Genomic DNA, 19,553 nt, shown 5'->3' on the forward strand with positions numbered 1-19,553 from the left:
TGTGCAACACCTCGCCCCTTTACCTGATAAACCCGTGCGCATACGCCTGTGCCCTGACAAACAGCTCAACGCGCCGCCAGCCGGCGTGGAAACTCCGGCGGCAGGAAATCGCGGTCGGGATCGTAGTCGGCCTTGAGGTAATCACCAAGCGCCTTGAGGTCCTGGGGCGACAAGGTTCCCACCGACTGCTTGAGCCGCAGGGTGTCGAGAATGTAGTCATAACGGCTGTCGTTGTACTGGCGCACGGCGTTATACAACTGGCGCTGGGCTTCCAGCACATCGACGATATTGCGGGTGCCGACCTGGAAGCCCAGCTGCGAGGCCAGCACCGCGCCCTGGTTGGAGATGATCGACTGGCGCCGGGCCTTGACCTGATCGACGCCGCTGTTGAGGCCGCGATGCAGGTTGCGGGTCTGCTCCACCACCTGGCGCCGCAGGTTGTCGTTGAGGTACTCGCGCTGGTTCATCCGCTGGTGGGCCTCGCGCACCTGGGAAGAGGTCTGGCCGCCGCTGAACAACGGAATGTTCAACTGCAGGCCGACGGAGCGCTGCTCGACATTGCCGCCGTAGCCGCTGCCACGGATATCGCTGTTGCCATACCCCAGGTTGTCGTTGTCGCCGGTCTGGTAACGCAGCACCGCGTCCAGGGTCGGCGCGTGCCCGGCCTTGCGCGCGCTCAGGGTCTGCTGCGTCGCGTCCAGGGCTTGCTGGCTGGCCAGCAGGGTCAGGTTCTGGCGCACCGCGGTATCGACCCAGCGCCGGGCATCGTTGGGCTCGGGCAACAAGATCGGCATGTCATGCCGCACGCCCTGGATCGCCGCGTATTGCTGGTGCGTCAGGGTGTCCAGGGCTTCGAAGGCATCGTCGGTGCGCTTCTGCGCGACGATCCGGTTGGCCCGCGCGGTGTCATGCCCGGCCTCGGCCTGGAGCACATCGGTACGGTCCGACAGGCCCAGCTGCAAACCCTTCTCGGCCAGTTCCAGCTGGCGCTTGAGCGCCGCCTCTTCCGCCTTGGCCGCCGCCAGGGCGTCCTGGGCCTTGAGCAGGCCGAAATAGGCCTGGGCGCTGTCGAGCATCAGTTTCTGTTCGGCTGCCGCCAGCTCCAGCTGGGCCTGCTGGTCCTCGGCTTCAGCGGCCTTGAGGCTGAACCAGCGATCGGCACGGAAGATCGGCTGGTTCAGCACCGCCTGGTAGCTGGTGCCGCTGCGCCGGGTGTCCTGCCGTGGCTGTTGCAGGGAGGTGCTGGTGCCGTTCAGCTCGGCGCTGGCCGACAGCGTGGGCAGCAGCCCGGCCCGGGCCTGGGGCACCGCCTCGGCGCGGGCGGCCTGGTCGGCACGGGCCGCCGCCAGCTCGCTGTTGTTGTGCTGGGCATCCAGGTACACCCGCCACAGGTCGCTGGGCAGGGCCTGGCGCGGCTGTTCGGCGGCCACCGCCAGGGAGGCCGCCGGCAACGCGGCCAGCGATAGCAGGACGGGCAGCCAGCCGGCAAGGGCTCGCTGCCGCGAAATCATGGGGTTGGTCATGGTCTGTTTCTGTTTCCAAACAAGGTGGGCCAGGAGACAGGAGAGGCTTGGCGCCCCTCCTGTGGTTGCTCCCGCGTGGTCAGGTCAGTGAAGGCACCAGCACCGCCTGGGCGGCCTGACGGTTTTGCGGCAGGTGCTCACGCGCCCCGCCGGTGTCGGCGAAGGCCGCCATGGCCCCGCTCAGTTTGGCCAGGCTGGACCCCTCGGCCTCCGTCACCGAGGCGATGTCGTTCGCCGTCGGCACGGCCTGGCGCTCGCGCGAGGACAGCTCGAACAAAGCGTCCTTGGCCGATCCCGCCTGGGCAAAGCCCTTCACCAGATGATCGACACTGATCACCGACGAGTCGCCTTGCAGCTCGATCTGCAGATGCCGGTGCGCCGCAGCCTCACTGCCCAACACCTGGCGCAGCACCAAGGCCCTGCCAGAGCCAGCGTCGGTCAGCAGCACATCCTCGCCCCGACGGCTGACGAGGATGTTCTTGCCATCGGCCACCGGCAGGATCAGGCGGTCCAGGGCCTGGCCCGGGTCATCGTTGTCGATCACCACCGTGCGGTAATGCGCCCACATCGCCGGGCTGAAGCGGTAGGTGTCGCTGGCACCGCCGCCATGCAGTACCACGCTGTCGACCCCGGCGATCTGCGGCGGCGCCAGTTCGTCCTGACGACCGCCGCCGCCCTGTAGCAGCAGCGAGGAACCGATACGCTCGACATTGGCGTACTGGCCGAGTTTCTGCGCAGCCCCTTCCTTGACCTTGTACAGCGCCTGTTCCGTCGGGCTGTAAACGTACGCCGAGCGCTGCGATTCGGCGGCCACCCCGATAAAACGCAGGTCGCTCGCGGCGGGAATGCCGGTGCTGGCGAACATCCGCCCGCTGGCGACATCGAACCAGCCCAGGCTCTCAGCGCCTTGCAAGGTCAGCACGCCTTTGGCTCGCCACTGCTCAGCCACTTGCGCCAGCGCCTGGGACAGATTGCCCAGGTGTTGCTGCTGCCAGCCCTTGTCGAGCGCCACCAGCTGCACATCGCCGTTATTGGCGCGCAGCAGGATTTCACCCTGCACCGTCGTCAACCGCAGCCCGGCATCCACCTGGACCGCCGAGCGCAGTTGCACCTCGGGCATCGGCAGCGTGGCGGCGGGCAGTTGCGCCGAGGCCTCAAGCACCTCGTCGCCGCCGAACGCGGTCGCCAGCGCCTCGGACGTCATCGGTGCCTGGAGGTAGAGCTTGCCGCTCTCGGGCTCGAACAGCCGCGCGCTGGAGCTGGCGCTGTCGAAGCCGAGAAATTGCAGCGGCTTGCCTTGCAGCGAGGAAGACGCCACGACCACCTGGCCGTTGTGGTACCACACCGGCAGCGCACTTTTGCCGTCGGCGGCCTTGACCCCGAATACCGCCAGGGTGGCGTTGCTGCCGTTGACACTGGCCAGGTCCTGCCACCAGGTGCTGCGGCCCTTGAGCCAATGCTCGTTGACCGCTTCATAACTCAGGCGCCCTGTCGCTTCGATCCGCGCGACCCGCCCGTCCTCGGTCACGGCCAGCAGATGGCCGTTGAGTTCGAGCACATTGGCCAGGGTCGGCGTGGCCAGGCGCAAGGCGCTCGGCTGGCTGCCGTCGAGGACTTTCTGCCCCGGCCCTTCCTGGCGGAACAGCACCTTCTGCTTCTGGCTGTAGAAGAAAAACACTTCCTGGCCAGCCGGCTGCGGCATGCTGCCGGCGAACACCAGGTCCGCCGGAATCGGCCAGGCGCTCTGGGGCTTGCCCTGGGCATCCACTGGCGGCTGCTGACCCGCCGGGGGCGCCAGGTTCGGCTTGATCACCGTGCCGTCGCTGGTGCGCACCCAGTAGCGGTGCGCGACTTTCGCGCTATCCAGGCCAAACACCGTCACCAGCGCCGCGGCGCTCGGCTCCATCATCGGCGCGCCCAGGCTGTACACCGGGGTGGCCCGCTGCGTGGCCTGGCTCTGGTAGCCCTGGAGCAGGGTCTTGAGCGCATCGCCATGCTGGTCGGTACGGGCCGACAGTTGCAGCAATGTGTCATCGCCGACCACCCCGACCAGCTCCATCCGGTCACCGAGGATGCGGAAGTTCAGCTCGGCCTCGCGCTCCTTGAGCTGATAACGACGGGCCAGGTAGACCGCCTCGCCCTCTTGCCAGAATCGGCTGATCCGGCCCGCGCTCTGGTTGAACGACGGGGCGAACTGCGCGTCGACCTTGCCGGTGGCAATCTCGACCCGCCACGCCGCGGCGTTCTCGGCGTCGACGAAGTAGGCATGTTCGCCGATGACCGCCCCCAACTGGGCGTTCCTGGCCTGCTCCACCTGGGTGTCGGTGAACAGCATGCGCTTGTTGGCGACGTCGTAGAACGCCCGGCCGACATTACGTCCTTCGTGGCGGTAGTTATCGACGACCACGTACTGACCGTGCAGCTGATGGGCCTTGGCCAGCTCGCTCAGGTGCTGTTCGATACGCTGGCCAGGCAGCTGCCATTTGCTCGCGTCTTCCTCCACCACCCGGGCGCTCATGTCGGCGAAATCGACTTCACGCACCTCGCCCTTGGCGTTGACCACCAGCACCTGGCCGTTGCTCGCCGGGTCGAGCTTGACCACCACGCCGCCGACCACCATCTGGTCTTTCGACACACTGATGCTGTCGCTCTCGAGCTGGCTGGTATCGATGATCCAGCGTGACGGCGTGCCTGCCTCGCTGGCGAGATCGACCCGGGTGCCCTCATTGAGCCCCACCAGATAGCGCCCGCCCGCGCCCTTGATCTGGTAGTTCAGATAGCCGTGCAGCTCCTTGGGCAGCTCGGGTATCACCAGTTGCCGGTCACGCGAGTCGAGCAGCACCTCGATCGGGGTCTCGACATATTCCTGGCGAATCCGCCGGATCGTCTCCTCGCTCGGGAAGATGTAGAAGTCGTAGTCGAAGCGCCGGTCCTCCTCGAGCCGGCGGATCACATCGAAACCGGTGTCATGCCGGGTGGTGGACCCCGGCAGGATCATGTACTCGTAGCTGATGTAGGACTTGGGCGTGCCCGGCAGGATCACCGCCGTGCTGTCGCCATGCTCAAGCGTGCGCGTGGCGTCCTTGTAGCCGATACCGCTGCGCACCTCGATTGCCTGGCCACGGTCGTGGATCATCCGCGGGAAATCCCCGGCCCAGAAGAAGTAGTTGATCGCCCCGGAACCGGTGGAGCCGTGGTGGGTGCGGTAAATGTACTGGCTGTCGAAACCGATCTGGTTGTTGCGCAGGTCCAGGCGCTTGACCACCGCGCCGGCCAGCGGCACCAGCACCTTCTTCTCCGCGTCATAACGGTAGCCATTGCCTTTGTAGGCCTTGTCGACCGTATCAAAGTAACGCCCGACCGCCTTGGCGTCTTCAGCCACCGCGCCAAAGGCCTGGGCCAGCGCGGTGAAGCCCACCGCCAGACCGCCGAGGATCACCCCCGCGCCGCCGAGCACCGCGGCCGCCGTCGAGGCACCGAGCAGTCCGGCGCCGACTCCGGCTGCGCCGGTGACGAAACTGGCCGAATCGAAGGCCAGCTGGGTGCCGAACACCGCCTTCTGCACATCGTTCTCGGCATGGGCCAGTTCATAGGCATCGAGGCCGACCATGGCCCCGCCAAACAGCACGCCCGCGCCTTCGTTGACGGTGTGGCCCAGGGTCGAGGCAAAGTCCTTGAGCGAGGTTTCGGCGGCCATGGCTTCGCCGCGCAACGCGGTTTGCACCAGTTCGGTGACCTTGGCCACGTCCTGCAAGGTGCCATGGCCGATCTGCGCCAGGCCCAGGTAGCTGTGGATCTTCAGCGCAGTGGCCAGGTCCGGCGAAACCGTGCCCTGGGCTGTGTCCTTGCGGTTCTTGTCGGCGAACCACTGGATCAGCGTCTGCACCGCGAAGCCGGCGTTCAAGCCATCCACCGGCGATGCTTCGCTAACGCCGGCACGCGGCCGTATCTGTCCGTGCTCCAGGGTGAAGTGCTGGTTGAACACCCGCATGTGCTCGTCGACGAAACGCCGGAACTCGACAAAGGTGCCATCGTCGGTGGCCAGCCAGCGGGTCTGCTCGGGCTGGTCACGGTTGATGAACTGGACCCGATAGCCGCCCTCCTGCTGTGCCTCGATGTTGGCAATGATCGGTATCCATTGGCTGCCCAACTGGTGCTCCCGGGCCAGCCGGGTGCTGGCGACTTCGAAGCGCGCGCCCCACTGCTCGGCGTCGAAGGTGGTCAACGCCGCCCCCAGGCGCAGGTCTTCGCTGACGCGCTGCCGGGCGCCCACCGCCTGCTCGACCTGGCGGCGCTGGCCGATGACTACGGCCAGTTCCTCGGGCCGCGACAGATCGGCCACATTCAGCCCGTTGCCCACCGGCACCTCGGCCATCTTGCCGGTATCGATCTCGATCAGGTTGAACGCCGGCAGCGACTTTGTGCCGAACGAGCCATAGTGCGCGGCCAGGTTGCGCGTCACCAGGTGCTGCTGCATGGCCTTGGTCAAGCCCTTGCTGGAGTCGAAGGCGAAGATCCCCACGTTCGGGTCATAGAAGTAGTAGCGACGGCCCTCGGCGGTCTGTGTGCTGCCCACCATCATCGAGTGGTTCTGGGTGTTGAGGGCGAACATCGAGGTGCCGCTGCTGGCGGCCAGCCGCGACACCACCTCGGACAACTTGACCTGCCCCAGCTCCCTGGAAGCCTGGACCGCTTCGACATTGGAATGCAGGCGGATCAGGCTGTTCTTGAGCAGCGTCGAGCTGCCCGCTTGAGGGTCGGCGGAGGCCAGGAACAGCTTCTGTACCAGGCTGTTGACGCCCGCCTCGCCACCGCTGGCCAGGGCCACGGCCATCGCCCGGACCAGGGGGTAGCAACGGCCGCCGGAGCGGTCGCCCACCAGCGACAGGTAGAAGTCCTGCGGCGCCAGCCGGTCGAAGACACTGCCGGCCTTGTGGAAGTCTTCACTGAACACCGCGGTCTGGCGCAGCACCTTGTCAATGTACTCGGCCTGGGCGGTTTCCGTGATGCGCCCGCTCAGGGCGCCACGCTCGCGGGGCGTGAGGGTGCCGTCGAGAAACAGCTGCTTCATCTTCAGGGCCGACATCCGGTCGTCCACCCCGGGAATCTTGATCTCGCGGAAATCCCGCAAGCCGTCGCTGAACGCCGTGCCCCGCGCGCCGCGCTGATAGGCCTCGGCAATCGCATAACGCTCGCCGACGCTGCTGGCGCGCTCCTCGCCTGCGCCCTGGATCGCCGTATCGTCGGTGCGCACCACCGCGGCGCTACCGTCCTTGGCCTTGATCTGCTGCCAGAGCCAGGTCTTTTCCACCGAGCCGGCTTCGCGCAACACCGGGTCGTACTGCGCCCGGTAGTAGTCCTGGGTGAGGTTGAGCTGCTTGATCTGCTGGTCGATCAGGCCCTTGTCGCTGGCCCCGCGCCGGTCTTGCTGGAGTTGGTAGCGCTTGTCGGCCAGCTGTTGGATATCGGCGTTGACCTTGACCTGGACCGCTTCGCGCAGTTGGTTCCAGGCGGCGATCGCCGGATGCTCGGGAGAAAAGGCGCCATCGCGGTAGACACCGTCGGCCACCCCGTCGACCGACACCCCGAACTGGGTCGCGACTTTCTTCAGGTTCTGGTGCACCTGCTCGCGGTAGGCGGCGAACTCGGCCCGGTTGCGTTCCACCACCTGAGGGTCGGCGTTCTGGATCTGCAGGGGTTGCGCGCCGTCGCGCAGCTTCGGCCAGACCATCTGGCCGTCGCGCTGGTACTCCTGGCGCTGGAACACCAGCTGCCACTGGCCGTCGACGTACTGCATGTAGGCCGCGGCCAGGCCCTCGGCGGTGCCGGCGACCTGATAGTCCTTGTAGTCGACCGCCATCACCACGTTGTCGTACAGCAGCGAGCTGTTGACCCGACCGTCGTGGTAGACCCGGAAGGTATTGGCGTCCAGGCTGGTCACCACCAGCGAGCAGCCCGACAAGGTGCCGGTGAAGAGGAAGCTGCCCGCGGCCGCGTGCTTGGGAATGTCCACATAGGCCGGCGCGGCATTGGCCTGGTTCGGCCCGTTGTAGCCTAGAAAATACGCCGGCACGCTGTCGACGCCGCTGCCGGCAATGTCATTGGCGCTGTGCTCGGTGTATTCGAGCTCGTACAGGTTCGGCGCGACCTTGACCAACTGCACGTTGCCCTGGGCCGGCAGGCGTCCCGACTTGACCAGGGCCTCGGCACTCAGGGTATGGGTCTTGGCGAACTGCACAGGGTCGGCGGCGAACTGCTGGATGTCGGCGCTGCCCTGGCGCGGTTCGAACCCGGCGCCCAGGGACGCCAGCCCGGTCTTGAGCTGCAGGTCTTTGGCCGCCTGCCCCAGCAGCGCGGGCAGCGGGCCAACGCTGGTGAAACGCGGCGGATGGAACTCCTCGGCCGCCGGCAAGCCTTGGTTGACGATGGGCAGCACACGGGCCATCACCCCGTCGTACAGCTCGCCGTGCAGCGCCTCCTGGCTGCCTTCGGCGCGGTAGCGGTCGAACATTTGCAACAGGTCCTGGCCGATGCTGCCCGGCCCCTGGGGTTCATAACGGGCGGCGACATACAGGGTCTCGAAGAACGAGTGATAACCGTTGCGGATCATGAAGGCCGCGTTGGCCATCTGGAACTGCCAGTACTGCTTGACGCTCAGCGCACTACCGAACAACTCCGGCAAGGCATTGCTGACGGTCTGGGTGGTCCCGGAAATACCGCCCACGAAGGGCGTGTCCAGGTCGTTCATGTAGCGGGTGGCGGCATTGCCCGGGTCGGGACGGAACTGGCTGTAGCTGCGGTACTTGTCGTCCGCGATCAGGAAGGTGGTATCGGCCTGGACCTGCTCCGGGTGGGTATTGAGGATCAGGTAAGGGTCAGGCTGATTCAGCCGGTTGTTGATCATGACCTTGTCGGCGCCACTTGGCGGCGCCAGCGCGGCATGGGCATTGACCGGCACCGCGGCCTTGGAAAAGCTGTCGGCCACCGGGCGCAGGGCATGGAACAGCGCCTGCTTGCGCAGGCTGCGGCCCTGGTCGCTCGACAGCAGCGCCTCGACCGTCGGGCGCAGTTTGCCATCGGCCGGCGCAAGCCCTTCGGGGCCGCGCAGCAACAGGGTCAGCAGTTGGCTGTCCAGGGAACGCTCGACCGCCACCTGATCGAAGACATGCACTTTCGGGTTGCCAGGATGCTGCGCCGCGTTGGCCGCGGCGACCCGTTGGGTTTCCGCGTCGATCGCCCGGGCCCGCCATGGCTCGTACAGCGGCGCCAGCAGCAACTTGGCCTGGGCAATGTCGCTCTGTACATAACCGCCTTGCAGGACCTTGGCCACCGCCTGGTTGTTCACCAGCTTGTCGGCCAGGCCGAACAGCAACGCGTCGTTGTCGCGGCTCTGCCAGACCGACGCGGCGAAGGCCTGCTCCCAGAGCACCTTGTTCAGGTTGTTGCCCTTGATATCGCGCAGGCTGGCGCGGCTGTGTTCCGGCATCAGCACCCCGGCCGGGGTGATGTGGTTGCGTTCGAGCAAGCGGGTCAGCTGCTGCGTGAAGGCCGCGCGTTCGCGGCTGCCTTCGAACAGGCGGCTGGCCTTGATGCCACCATCGCGCAGCTGCTCCAGCTTGTCGAAAAACGCCGCGTTGTATTGATACAGGGCGTCGGTCTGCGCCTTGCTCAGGTGGCTGCTGCTGACCTTGTCGCCGTCGACGGTCATCAGCGCAAAAGGCGTCGCAGCGCGGTACTCGCCGCCCTGAGGCATTTCCAGCAGGTACTGGCGCTCGGCAAGGCCCACCGAGCGTTCGAGCTCGTGGATATTGACGAAGACGCCGTCACGGTCGGGGTGGTAACTGTTCTGGCGAAAACCTTCCAGGCCAATGGTCTGGAAGCTGGCGATGTCCGCGTTCTGGTTGATCAGCTCGCTCAAGGCACCGGCCAGGGGCACTTCGCGGGTGACGGTGGTGCTGGGCGACTGGCCGGAAACCTGGATGCCGACCTGGTTCGGCACCTTGCGATCGACGCTGGTCAACAGCAGCTTGTGGCCGTTGCCCAGCACCTGGGCCTTGAAGCCTTCGCGCAAGGAACTTTCCGACACCAGGTGGTTGGCGAAGTACTGCTCGACAAAGGACGTCTTGACCAGCACCGAGCGAATCGGCGCGTAGGTTGGCGAGCGGAAGGACGGCGGCTCGTTCTTCAGCCGGTACTGTTGCTGCCAGGCCAGGGAGCGGGCCGCGGTGCCGAAGGAGAAGTTCAGCACCCCGTCGGTGGGCACCACCAGCCTGCCGTTCTCCAGGAAGAAGTCCTTGAAGCGCCCATCGGTGCTGGCATTGACCAGCGCCACGTTCATGCGGATATAGCCGGGGCGCTCTTCCATCATCAGCAGGGAAATGTTCACCGGCAGATCGTCGGAGGCCCGGGGCGCCTTGGCCAGCGCGCCGAGGCTCGCGGCCTGCTGCTCGGGCGTGGCCTTGAGCAAGGTGTTGTAGCGGGCGCTGACGTCCTTGTAGGCCTGCAGTTCGGAGAACAGTGTCACGTAGGCCTGGCTGAAGGTGGAGTCGGCCACCTGGATGGTCAACTGCTGCTCCAGGCGCTTGATCCGCCCGTCGAGCTTGTCCTGCTTGGCCAGCGCATCGGCCTTCAGGCCCTTGATGTCCAACTGCTTGGCGCCACCGGGGCTGAGCATGCCCAGGGCCTTGTTCCAGGTGCTGTCATAGTGGGTGATCGCCGTCTGCTGGCGGCTGTACAACTGGATGTCGCGGTCCAGTTGCAGCTTGTAGGCGCTGGTGGCCGGGGTGTCGGGAATGGCGTTCATCTGTTTGCGGCGTTGTTGCAGGGTCTGCAACTGGTCGCCGACCGAGACCGGGTTGTCCTGCATCTGATAGTGCTGGGCGGCCAGCACGCTCAGGGTGCTCTGCTGCATTTCCAGCAGGCGCTCGCCGACCTGGGCGATGTACGCGGCGCGCTCGTCGGCGCTCATGTTGAACCATTCGGTTTGCCTGCCTGCCGCCTTGACCTGTTGATCGATCAGGGTATTGAGCAGGCGCGTGAAGTCCTTGGACATGGAAGCCATTGCAGTGATCCTTTGTCTGTTTTGAGCGAAGCCCTTCGTGTCGCGAAAGGCTGCCTGTCGCTATGAATATCCGGGGTGGGGAGGCATGCCTGGTTCGTGGGTACTCCTGCCGTCAGTGGGTTCAATCCTTCATCTGCAAAGCCCACTGCCGGGCGTACAGCCCGTCCAGGGCGAGCAGTTGTTCGTGGGTGCCCTGTTCGAGCACCCGGCCCTGATCGATGACCAGGATCCGGTCGGCGTGGCGCAGGGTATTGAGCCGGTGGGCCACGCTGATCACCGTGCGGCCCTGGGCGATGCCTTGCAGGTTGGCCATCACCGCCGCTTCCGACTCGTAGTCCAGGGCGCTGGTGGCCTCGTCCAGGAGCAGGATTCCGGGGTTGCTCAGCAGCGCCCGGGCCAGGGCGATGCGCTGGCGCTGGCCGCCGGAAAGCTGGCCGCCGCGCTCGCCGACCTGGGTCTCGTAGCCCTGGGCCAGGGCTTCGATAAAGGCCGCCGCTCCCGCCAGGCTGGCGGCGTGCTGCACCTCGGCATCGCTGGCCTGGGGCCGGCACAGGCGGATGTTCTCGGCCACGCTGCCGGCGAACAGCACGCTTTCCTGCAGCACCACGCTCATGTTGCGGCGCAGGGCCACCGGGTCGGCGATGGCCAGGTCGATGCCGTCCACCAGCACCCGGCCGTGCTGGGGCACATAGAGGCGCTGCAACAGGCGGGTCAGGGTCGATTTGCCGGAGCCGGAAGGCCCGGTGATGCCGACAAATTCCCCCGGCCGAATCTCCAGGTCGAGGCTGCGCAGGACCTCCTGGCCGTCCTCCTCATAGCGAAAGCGCACACCCTGGAAACTCACTCCGCCCTGCAACGCCGGCACCGAGGCCAGGCCGCCGCTGCCGCTGCCGCTTTCGCACTCAGTGTCGAGAATGTCGCCCAGGCGCCGCAGGGAAATCAGCGTGTGCTGGAAGTCCTGCCAGACCTGGGCCAGGCGCAGGATCGGCTCCACCACATGGCCGGCCAGCATGTTGAAGGCCACCAGCTGGCCGGGGCTCAACTGGCCGTCCAGCACCAGCATCACCCCCCACCACAGCAACAGCGCCGCGGTGAGTTTCTGGATCACGCCGATGCCCTGCCCGGCCCAGATGCCGACGATGCGGGTGTGGAACGCCGCGCGCACATAGGCCGCCAGCTGGCGTTGCCACTGCTGCTGGAAGCCGCTTTCGATGGCCCCGGTCTTGATGGTCTCGATGCCGGTCACGGCCTCGGTGAGAAAGGCCGTGTTGGCCGCGTTCAACTCGTATTCGCGCAAGGCCCGGCTGCGCAGCAAGGGCCCCACGCACAGCCAGAACAGGAAGTACAAGGCCAGGGAGCCGACCACCACCCAGGTCAGCAGCGGCGCGTAGGCATACATCACGGCGATGAACAGCCCGCAGAAGGCCAGGTCCAGCACCAGGGTCAGGGCCGAGCCGGTGAGGAACTGGCGGATTTGCTGCATCTCGCCGACCCGGGCGATGATCTCGCCGGTCTGCCGCCCCTGGAAATAGCCCAGCGGCAGCTGGATCAGGTGCTGGTACAGGCGCGCCGACAACTCGGCGTTGATCCTGCTCGCCACGTTGCTGAACAGCCAGGAACGCAGCAGGCCGAACAAGGGCTCGAACAGCGCCAGGGCCAGCATGGCGATGCCCAGCACCTGCAGGCTGGACAGGCCGCGGCTGACCAGGACCCGGTCGATAATGTTCTCGAACAGCAGCGGCGTGACCAGCGCCACCAGTTGCAGCATCAGCGACACCAGCAGCACGCTGCGAAACTGCCGTACATGCTTGAGGATCGACGGCAGGAACCAGCCGATGCCGAAACCGCGCACCCTGGGTTCGACATGCCGCTCGGCCAGCAGCAGCAACTGGCCCTGCCAGAGCGCTGCCAGCTCCTCGCGAGACAAGCTCTGGCACTGCCCCTGCAACGGCCAGAACAGCCGCACCTGGTCGCCGTCCACCGCGTCCAGCACCGCCCAGCCCTGGCTGGTTTCCAACAGGGCCGGCAACGGCAGGTGCTGCAAGCGCTGTACATGGCTCTGCACCGCCCGCGCCCGCAGGCCGATCCAGCCGGCGCAGCGCCGCAGATCGAGGCTGTCGGCCAGACCCTCGACCCGCCCCAGGCGGTGGTTCAACTGCGCCGCGCTGATGCTCAGGTCGAAACGCCGAGCGGCCCAGGCCAGGGCGTGCAGGCCGGTATCGAGGACAGTCGGCGACTGTTCGGCCGCGGGATTGAAGGCGGTGGTCATGCTCAACGCTCCCGCAACGCTTCGGACTGATACTCGCGAATCGGGCTCAGCAGGTAATTGATCACCCGCCGCTCGCCGGTGCGGATCTCGCCGGTCACGCTCATCCCGGCCTGCAAGGGCATCCACCCCTGCCCCGCGGCGATCGCGGCGCGCTCCAGGCGGATCCGGGTGGGGAACACCAGGCCCAGCTGTTCGTCCTTGATGGCGTCGCCGGAGACATGCTCGACCGTGCCGCGCAAGGTGCCGTAGCGGGTGTAGGGAAAGGCATCGACCTTGATCTCCACCGGCTGCCCGGCCCTGACGAAACCGACGTCCTTGTTCAGCACCATGACCTCGGCATCCAGCTCGGCGCCCTCGGGCACTATCACCAGCAGTTGCTGCGCCGGCTGCACCGCGCCGCCCAGGGTATGCACCGCCAGTTGCTGGACCACCCCGTCTACCGGCGCCAGCAGGGTTTGCAGGCGCTGCCGGTCGCGGCCGCGGATCAGTTGCTGTTCGAGCACCGCGACATCCTGGTGGCTGCGGTTGAGCAGGTCGTGCTGTTCGCGCTGGGTCCTGGCCAGGAAGCTGTCGCGCTGCTCCCGGCGGTTCTGCGCCTGGGCCTTGAGTACCTGCAACTCGGCATGTTGCTGGGCCAGGGAACGCTCGACCTCCAGCTGCTCCTTTTCCTGTTCGAGCAATTCGACCCGGGGCATCAGTTGTTCGGCCGCCATCGCCCGGCGCGCATCGAGGCGCCGGCGGACGTTGCTGGCCAGCTTGCCCAGGGCGGCGATCTCGCCATTGCGGGCCCGCTGGTTGGCCTGGTTGATGGCGATCTCGGCATTGAGGCTGTCGAGGTTGGCGCGGATCTCCTTCCAGGTACTCGCCAACTGTTCCCGCGCCGCCGCGAGCTGTTCCGCGTCCAGGCCGTCCGGCGCCTGGTAGCTGCCCAGCGGGTCCGGGGTCAGCAGCGCGCGGGCCCGGGCCAGCTCCAGGCGCTTGAACGCCAGTTGCGCGCGCAACTCGCTCAATTCGGCGTCGATGCCGATCGGGTTCAGCGCCACCAGCACGTCGCCGGCCTTGACCCGCTGCCCGTCCCGCACATGGATGGCCCGCACTTCGCCGGCCTCATGGGCCTGGATCACCTTGGTGTAGCTGGAGACCATCAGGCGCCCCGCGGCACTGGCATGGATGTCGAGGAAACCGAGGATTGCCCAGCCCAGGGCCAGCAGGATCGACAGGATCAACAGCAGTGCCGTGCCGCGCGCCCAGGGCGCGGGCGGGCGCTCGACGATCTCCAGGTAACCGGGCTGGAACTCGTATTCGTCGCGGCTACGCCCCCGCAGCGCCGGCGCCTCGCGCAGCTGCTGCCAGGCGCGCCGCAAGGGGGTCAATAAGCCGCGCATCATTGGGCCTCCTTGCGCAGCGCCTGTTGCAGCGCCCACAAGCGCGCATAACAACCGCCGTTGGCCAGCAGTTGCTGATGGCTGCCCGACTCGCTGATACGCCCCTGTTCCAGGGCGATGATGCGTTGGCAATGGCGGACCGCGGACAGCCGGTGGGCGATGATGATCACCGTGCGGCCCTCGGCGATGCGCGCCATGTTGTCCTGGATCAGCGCCTGGGATTCGTCGTCCAGGGCGCTGGTGGCTTCGTCGAAAATCAGGATCCGCGGGTCGCCCATCAGCGCCCGGGCAATGGCGATGCGTTGCCGCTGGCCGCCGGACAGCGAGCTGCCGGCTTCGGCCAGCACCGTGTCGTAGCCCAGCGGCAGGCGCAGGATGAAATCGTGGGCGCCGGCCAGGCGCGCCGCGGCGATCACGCTTTCCAGGGACGCCGTGGGATGGCGCAGGGCGATGTTGTGCCGCACGCTGCGGTTGAACAGGTAGTTTTCCTGCAGCACCACGCCGATCTGGCTGCGCAACCAGGCCGGTTGCAGCTGCTGCAGCGGCATGCCGTCAATGAGGATGCGCCCGGCATCGGGGGTATAGAGTTTTTGCAGCAGGCGGGTCAGCGTGCTCTTGCCCGACCCGGACGGCCCGACGATGCCCAGGGTCTGGCCGGCGGCGATGTGCAGGTCCAGGCCGCGCAGCACCAGCTCCAGTTCCGGGCGGTAGCGGAACGTCACTTGCTCGATGCGCACCTCGCCGCGCAGGGCCTGCGCCGGGCGTTGGTCGCCCTCGGCCTGCTCCACCGGCAGGTTGAGCATGTCGCCCAGCTTGTCCACCGACACCCGCACCCGGACGAACTGCTGCCAGACCTCGATCAGCTTGGCCAGGGGCTGGCTGACGTGGGACAGCATCATGTTGAAGGCGATCAGTTGGCCAATGGTCATCTGCAGGTCGATGACCTTGCTCGCGCCCCAGCAGATCACCGCCACCGCCGTGACTTTCTGCAACAGCGTGACCATCTGACTGATCGCGCTACCCAGGGTCTGGCTGGCAAAACCGGCCTCGACCATCTCTGCCGTCTGCGCCTCCCAGCGCCGCTGCATGCGCGGCTCCACCGCCAGGCTCTTGATGGTTTCGCTGCTGCTCACGCTTTCATTGAGAAAGGCCGTGTTGCGCGCGGCGCTGTAGAACTGCCGCTCGATGCGCTTCTCCAGCGGGCCGCTGCTGGCCCAGGCCAGCAGCACATACAGCGGCAGGGTCAGCAGCACCAGCAGCGTCAGCGGCCAGGAGATCCAGGCCATCACCGCGAAAAACACCAAGGTGAAGGCCACATCCACACAGAGGGTCAGCAAGGAGCCGGTGAGGAACTCGCGGATGCTGTCCAGCTCCTGGACCCGGGTGATGATCGCGCCTACCTGGCGCTGCTTGAAGTACAGCAGCGGCAGGCCGAGCAGATGGCGGAACAGCTTGACCCCCAGGCCGATATCGATGCGATTGGCGGTGTGCGCCGAGAGGTATTCGCGCAAGCCCTTGAGCAGCACCTCGAACAGGCCGACCACCACCAGGGTCATCACCAGCACGTCGAGGGTCGACAGCGCCCGGTGCACCATGACCTTGTCCATCACTGCCTGGAAGAACAACGGGGTCGCCAGGGCCAGCACTTGCAGCAGCAGCGAGCACAGCAGCACTTCGCCGAGTATCCGCCGGTGGCGCAGCAGCTCCGGAACGAACCAGGACAGATCGAAGCGCAGGCCGCCCTGGCGCAGGCGAATCACCTCGCCGCTCCACTCTTCGGCCAACTGCGCGCGGTCGAGTACATCCGGGGTATGGGCCGCAGGTCGCTGGATCAGCGCCTGCGCGTCGGACAGCCGGGCCAGCAGGATGAACGCGCCGCTGCGGTCGCGCCAGACCAGGGGCAGCATCTTCGGGGTCAGCCGGGCCAGCGCCAGACGCTCCAGGCGCAAATCGACGCCGGCGCCCCGGGCGTAGTCCTTGAGCGCCCGGCGCAGGTCGCGTTCGGTTCCCGGGTCGGCGGCCTGTGGCGCGCGCTCCTGGGTCAGTTGCAGCAGCAGTTGGCAACAGGCCAGGGCCGAGTGGAGGGCCGCCGTGGCGGAAAGCTCCGCCATGGCGGGGCATTCGACCAGGGCTGGCTGCGGGGGTATTGCGGGATTGACTGACATAGACCGCTCGTTTCAAGACCCGCGCTGCAAGAACGGGGGTGCATGGAGATACGAAACCAGTCTGCGGCAGCCACCCGGCAATGATAATCAGCCACGGGGTTGAAAGCTTTTAAGTAAAACTTAATCAGCCGGAGCCTGGCCTTGGCTCGGGTCATGTTCCAGGCCAAAAAAAGCCGGACTCGCGTCCGGCTTTCTGTCAGCTCATGGCTCAGGCGGCATCCTGCCGGTGCAGCAGCACCCGGGTCACTCGCCGCTCTTCCACCGTCACCACCTGCAGTGTCCAGTCCTGCCATTGCAGTCGGTCGCCAATCACCGGCAAGCGGTCCAGCAGGCTCATCACCAACCCGGCCAGGGTCTGGTAGTCCTCGGTCGGTTCGGCGTCGAAGCCGGTGCGCTGGCGGATCTGCGCCAGGTTCAAGGCGCCGCTGACCATGAAACCGCCCTGCTCTTCGACAATGTCCGGGCCTTCGATTTCGCTGGCGTCGGGTAGCTCGCCGGCGATGGATTCGAGGATGTCAGTCATGCTCAGCACGCCGACGAAATCGCCGAATTCGTTGATCACGAACGCGATGTGGGTCGAGGCCTTGCGCATCTGCTCCAGGGCGTTGAGGATCGAGAAGCTGTCCAGCAGGTTGATCGCCGTGCGCGCCAGGTGTTCCAGGTTCGGCTCGTTGCCGGCCAGGTATTCCTTGAGCAACTCCTTCTTGTGCACGAAGCCCAGCGGCTCTTCCACCGCGCCGTCGCGAATCAGCGGCAGGCGCGAGTAGGACGAATGCATCAGCCTGTTGCGGATGGCTTCGGCATCGTCGGCCAGGTCGATGTAGTCGACGTCGGCGCGCACCGTCATCAAGGTGCGGATCGGTCGCTCGGCCAGTTGCAGCACGCCGCTGATCATCACCCGCTCGCGGCGATCGAACAGCTCGGCGCTCGGCGCTTGGCCATTGTCCAGCAGGTCGGCGATCTCTTCGCCCACCTCCTCCACCGCCAACTGGCGACCGCCCAGCAGGCGCATCACCGCGTGGGCCGTGCGCTCGCGCATCGGCCGCAGGCCCTGCATGGATTTCTTGCGGCGGGCACGGGCGATCTGGTTGAACAGTTCGATCAGGATCGAGAAACCGATGGCCGCGTACAGGTAGCCTTTCGGGATGTGGAAACCCAGGCCTTCGGCGGTCAGGGCAAAACCGATCATCATCAAGAAGCCCAGGCACAGCATGATCACCGTCGGGTGCGCGTTGACGAAGCGGGTCAGCGGCTTGCTGGCGACAATCATCAGGCCGATGGAAATGATCACCGCGATCATCATCACCGCCAGTTCGTCGACCATGCCCACGGCGGTGATCACCGCGTCCAGGGAGAACACCGCATCGAGCACCACGATCTGCGCGACGATCGGCCAGAACAGCGCGTAAGCGGCATTGCCGGCGCGCTGGCTGACATGGCCTTCCAGGCGCTCATGCAACTCCATGGTGGCCTTGAACAGCAGGAACACACCACCGAACAGCATGATCAGGTCGCGACCGGAGAAGCTCTTGCCGAACACCTCGAACAGCGGCGCGGTCAGGGTCACCAACCAGGAAATGCTCGCCAGCAGGCCCAGGCGCATGATCAGCGCCAGGGACAGGCCGATGATCCGCGCACGGTCACGCTGGTGGGGTGGCAACTTGTCCGCGAGGATCGCGATAAACACCAGGTTGTCGATCCCCAGCACCAGCTCCAGCACGATCAGGGTCAACAGGCCAAGCCAGGCCGTGGGGTCCATTATCCATTCCATAAAAACGACTCTATCTCTCCAGTGAAATCAAACAGCCGGGCACGGCAAGGCAAGGCCACAAGGCCTTGGAACGGCGAGCGCAGGCCAGCGCCCAACGGTCGCGACGACCGGCGGCGAGCAGCGAAAAACAACGAGTTCGGGGTAACGGCCGCGCCTTATGACTGACGGAAGGCACCGCGAGACGGATCGAGCGAGGAAAGGCTGAGGCGTCCAGGAATAAGGACGACTGGGAGGCTCCGAGAGGGTGTTCATGCAAGTCCTGTGAAGAAAAACGGACTTGAATCCTACAACCCCAAGGGGAATTTCCCATGGGGGAAATCATTTCAAGATCTTATCGGGGGCTGCCTGGAGCAGCGCTATCACGAACAGGCTTGCTCGCGAAAAAGCCTATTGAGTGCATGCGACTACTCATGAGCGCTAACGGAATCCACCTCTGACCTGCTCGATATACCGCGCCACCGCCGGGGCCTTTTCGAAGCGGCGGTGGATCAGCGACAGCCAGGATGAAGCCGTGCTGCCCTGGATCGGCCGGTACAACACATTGGGCAGCCCCACGTGCCCGACCACCGATTCCGGCACCACGGCCACCCCCTGCCCCAGGGAGACCAGGGCCAGCACCGCCACCAGGCCGCCGGGCTGCGGCCCCAGTTTCGGCGCGTAACCACCCTCGGCGGCGACCTGCAAGGTGCCGCTGATCTGTTCCGGAAGCACGAAGGTCTCGTTATGCAAATGGGCCGGGGCGATCTCCGGCAAGCGCCCCAGCCAGGACTCGGCGGGCAGCGCCAGGACAAAACCTTCGCCATCCAGGCGGACCGCCTCCACCCCTTCGGGCAGGGTCATGGGCGAGCGGACATAACCGATGTCGAACCGCCCCTCGGCCACCAATCCGGGCAATGCCGCCATCGGGCTTTCGCGCACGCTCAGGCTGACGTCCGGGCAGTCCTGGATGAAGCGCTGCACCTGTTTTTGCAGCAGCCCCGAATACACCGCCGAGGCCACGTAGCCCAGCTCGATATGGCCGATTTCGCCACGCCCGGCGCGCTGGGCGTTACGTTGCGCGAACTCGAACTGGCGCACCGTGGCCTCGGCCTCGCGCACCAGGGCCGCGCCGGCCTCGGTCAGGCTGACCTCGCGCTGCTGGCGCACAAACAAGCGGGTGCCCAGGGTCTGTTCCATATCCTGGATCTGCCGGCTCAGGGTTGGCGGTGCGATGCCCAGCTGTTCGGCGGCGCGGGTGAAATTGCGTTGCCGGGCCACCGCCAGGAAATAGCGGAAATGACGGATTTCCATAAGTGCGTTAGCTCAAAGGTAATGAAGTGCTTCAGCTCGTCTAACAGAACGGGCGAAAGCCCGGGATAAGCTGGCCAGACCTTCACAGT

General features: G+C 66.2%; 7 protein-coding genes. All 7 read right to left on the minus strand.

Annotation, left to right across the window (positions count from 1 at the left end; all coding sequences use genetic code 11):
* Positions 1-65: 65 nt before the first annotated feature.
* Positions 66-1,523, minus strand: coding sequence for a TolC family outer membrane protein (locus C4K27_RS19030; protein WP_053261729.1), 1,458 nt, complete (start codon positions 1,521-1,523; stop codon positions 66-68).
* A gap of 79 nt (positions 1,524-1,602) precedes the next feature.
* The gene (locus tag C4K27_RS19035) at positions 1,603-10,584 is read right to left on the minus strand and encodes a TcdA/TcdB pore-forming domain-containing protein (protein ID WP_053261730.1); all 8,982 of its coding nucleotides are present in this window, start codon (positions 10,582-10,584) and stop codon (positions 1,603-1,605) included.
* A 121-nt stretch (positions 10,585-10,705) separates the two neighbouring features.
* Entirely contained in the window at positions 10,706-12,853 is a 2,148-nt protein-coding gene (locus tag C4K27_RS19040; RefSeq protein WP_053261731.1) for a type I secretion system permease/ATPase, read from the minus strand.
* Positions 12,854-12,855: 2 nt separating this feature from the next.
* Positions 12,856-14,241, minus strand: a complete 1,386-nt coding sequence (locus tag C4K27_RS19045) for an HlyD family type I secretion periplasmic adaptor subunit (RefSeq protein WP_375538245.1) — start codon at positions 14,239-14,241, stop codon at positions 12,856-12,858.
* Positions 14,238-16,349, minus strand: a complete 2,112-nt coding sequence (locus tag C4K27_RS19050; RefSeq protein ID WP_053261733.1) for a type I secretion system permease/ATPase — start codon at positions 16,347-16,349, stop codon at positions 14,238-14,240. Before C4K27_RS19050 ends, C4K27_RS19045 begins: the two co-directional genes overlap by 4 nt.
* Positions 16,350-16,611: 262 nt before the next feature.
* Positions 16,612-18,174: a TerC family protein gene (locus tag C4K27_RS19055; RefSeq protein ID WP_053261734.1), complete on the minus strand. Its 1,563-nt coding sequence runs from the start codon at positions 18,172-18,174 to the stop codon at positions 16,612-16,614.
* Between the two features lie 417 nt (positions 18,175-18,591).
* A complete protein-coding gene (locus C4K27_RS19060; protein ID WP_053261735.1) occupies positions 18,592-19,464 on the minus strand; it encodes a LysR family transcriptional regulator in 873 nt (290 codons plus the stop codon).
* Positions 19,465-19,553 lie beyond the last annotated feature (89 nt).

Origin of the sequence: Pseudomonas chlororaphis subsp. chlororaphis (genome assembly GCF_003945765.1) — a bacterium.
GTDB classification, from domain to species: domain Bacteria; phylum Pseudomonadota; class Gammaproteobacteria; order Pseudomonadales; family Pseudomonadaceae; genus Aquipseudomonas; species Aquipseudomonas chlororaphis.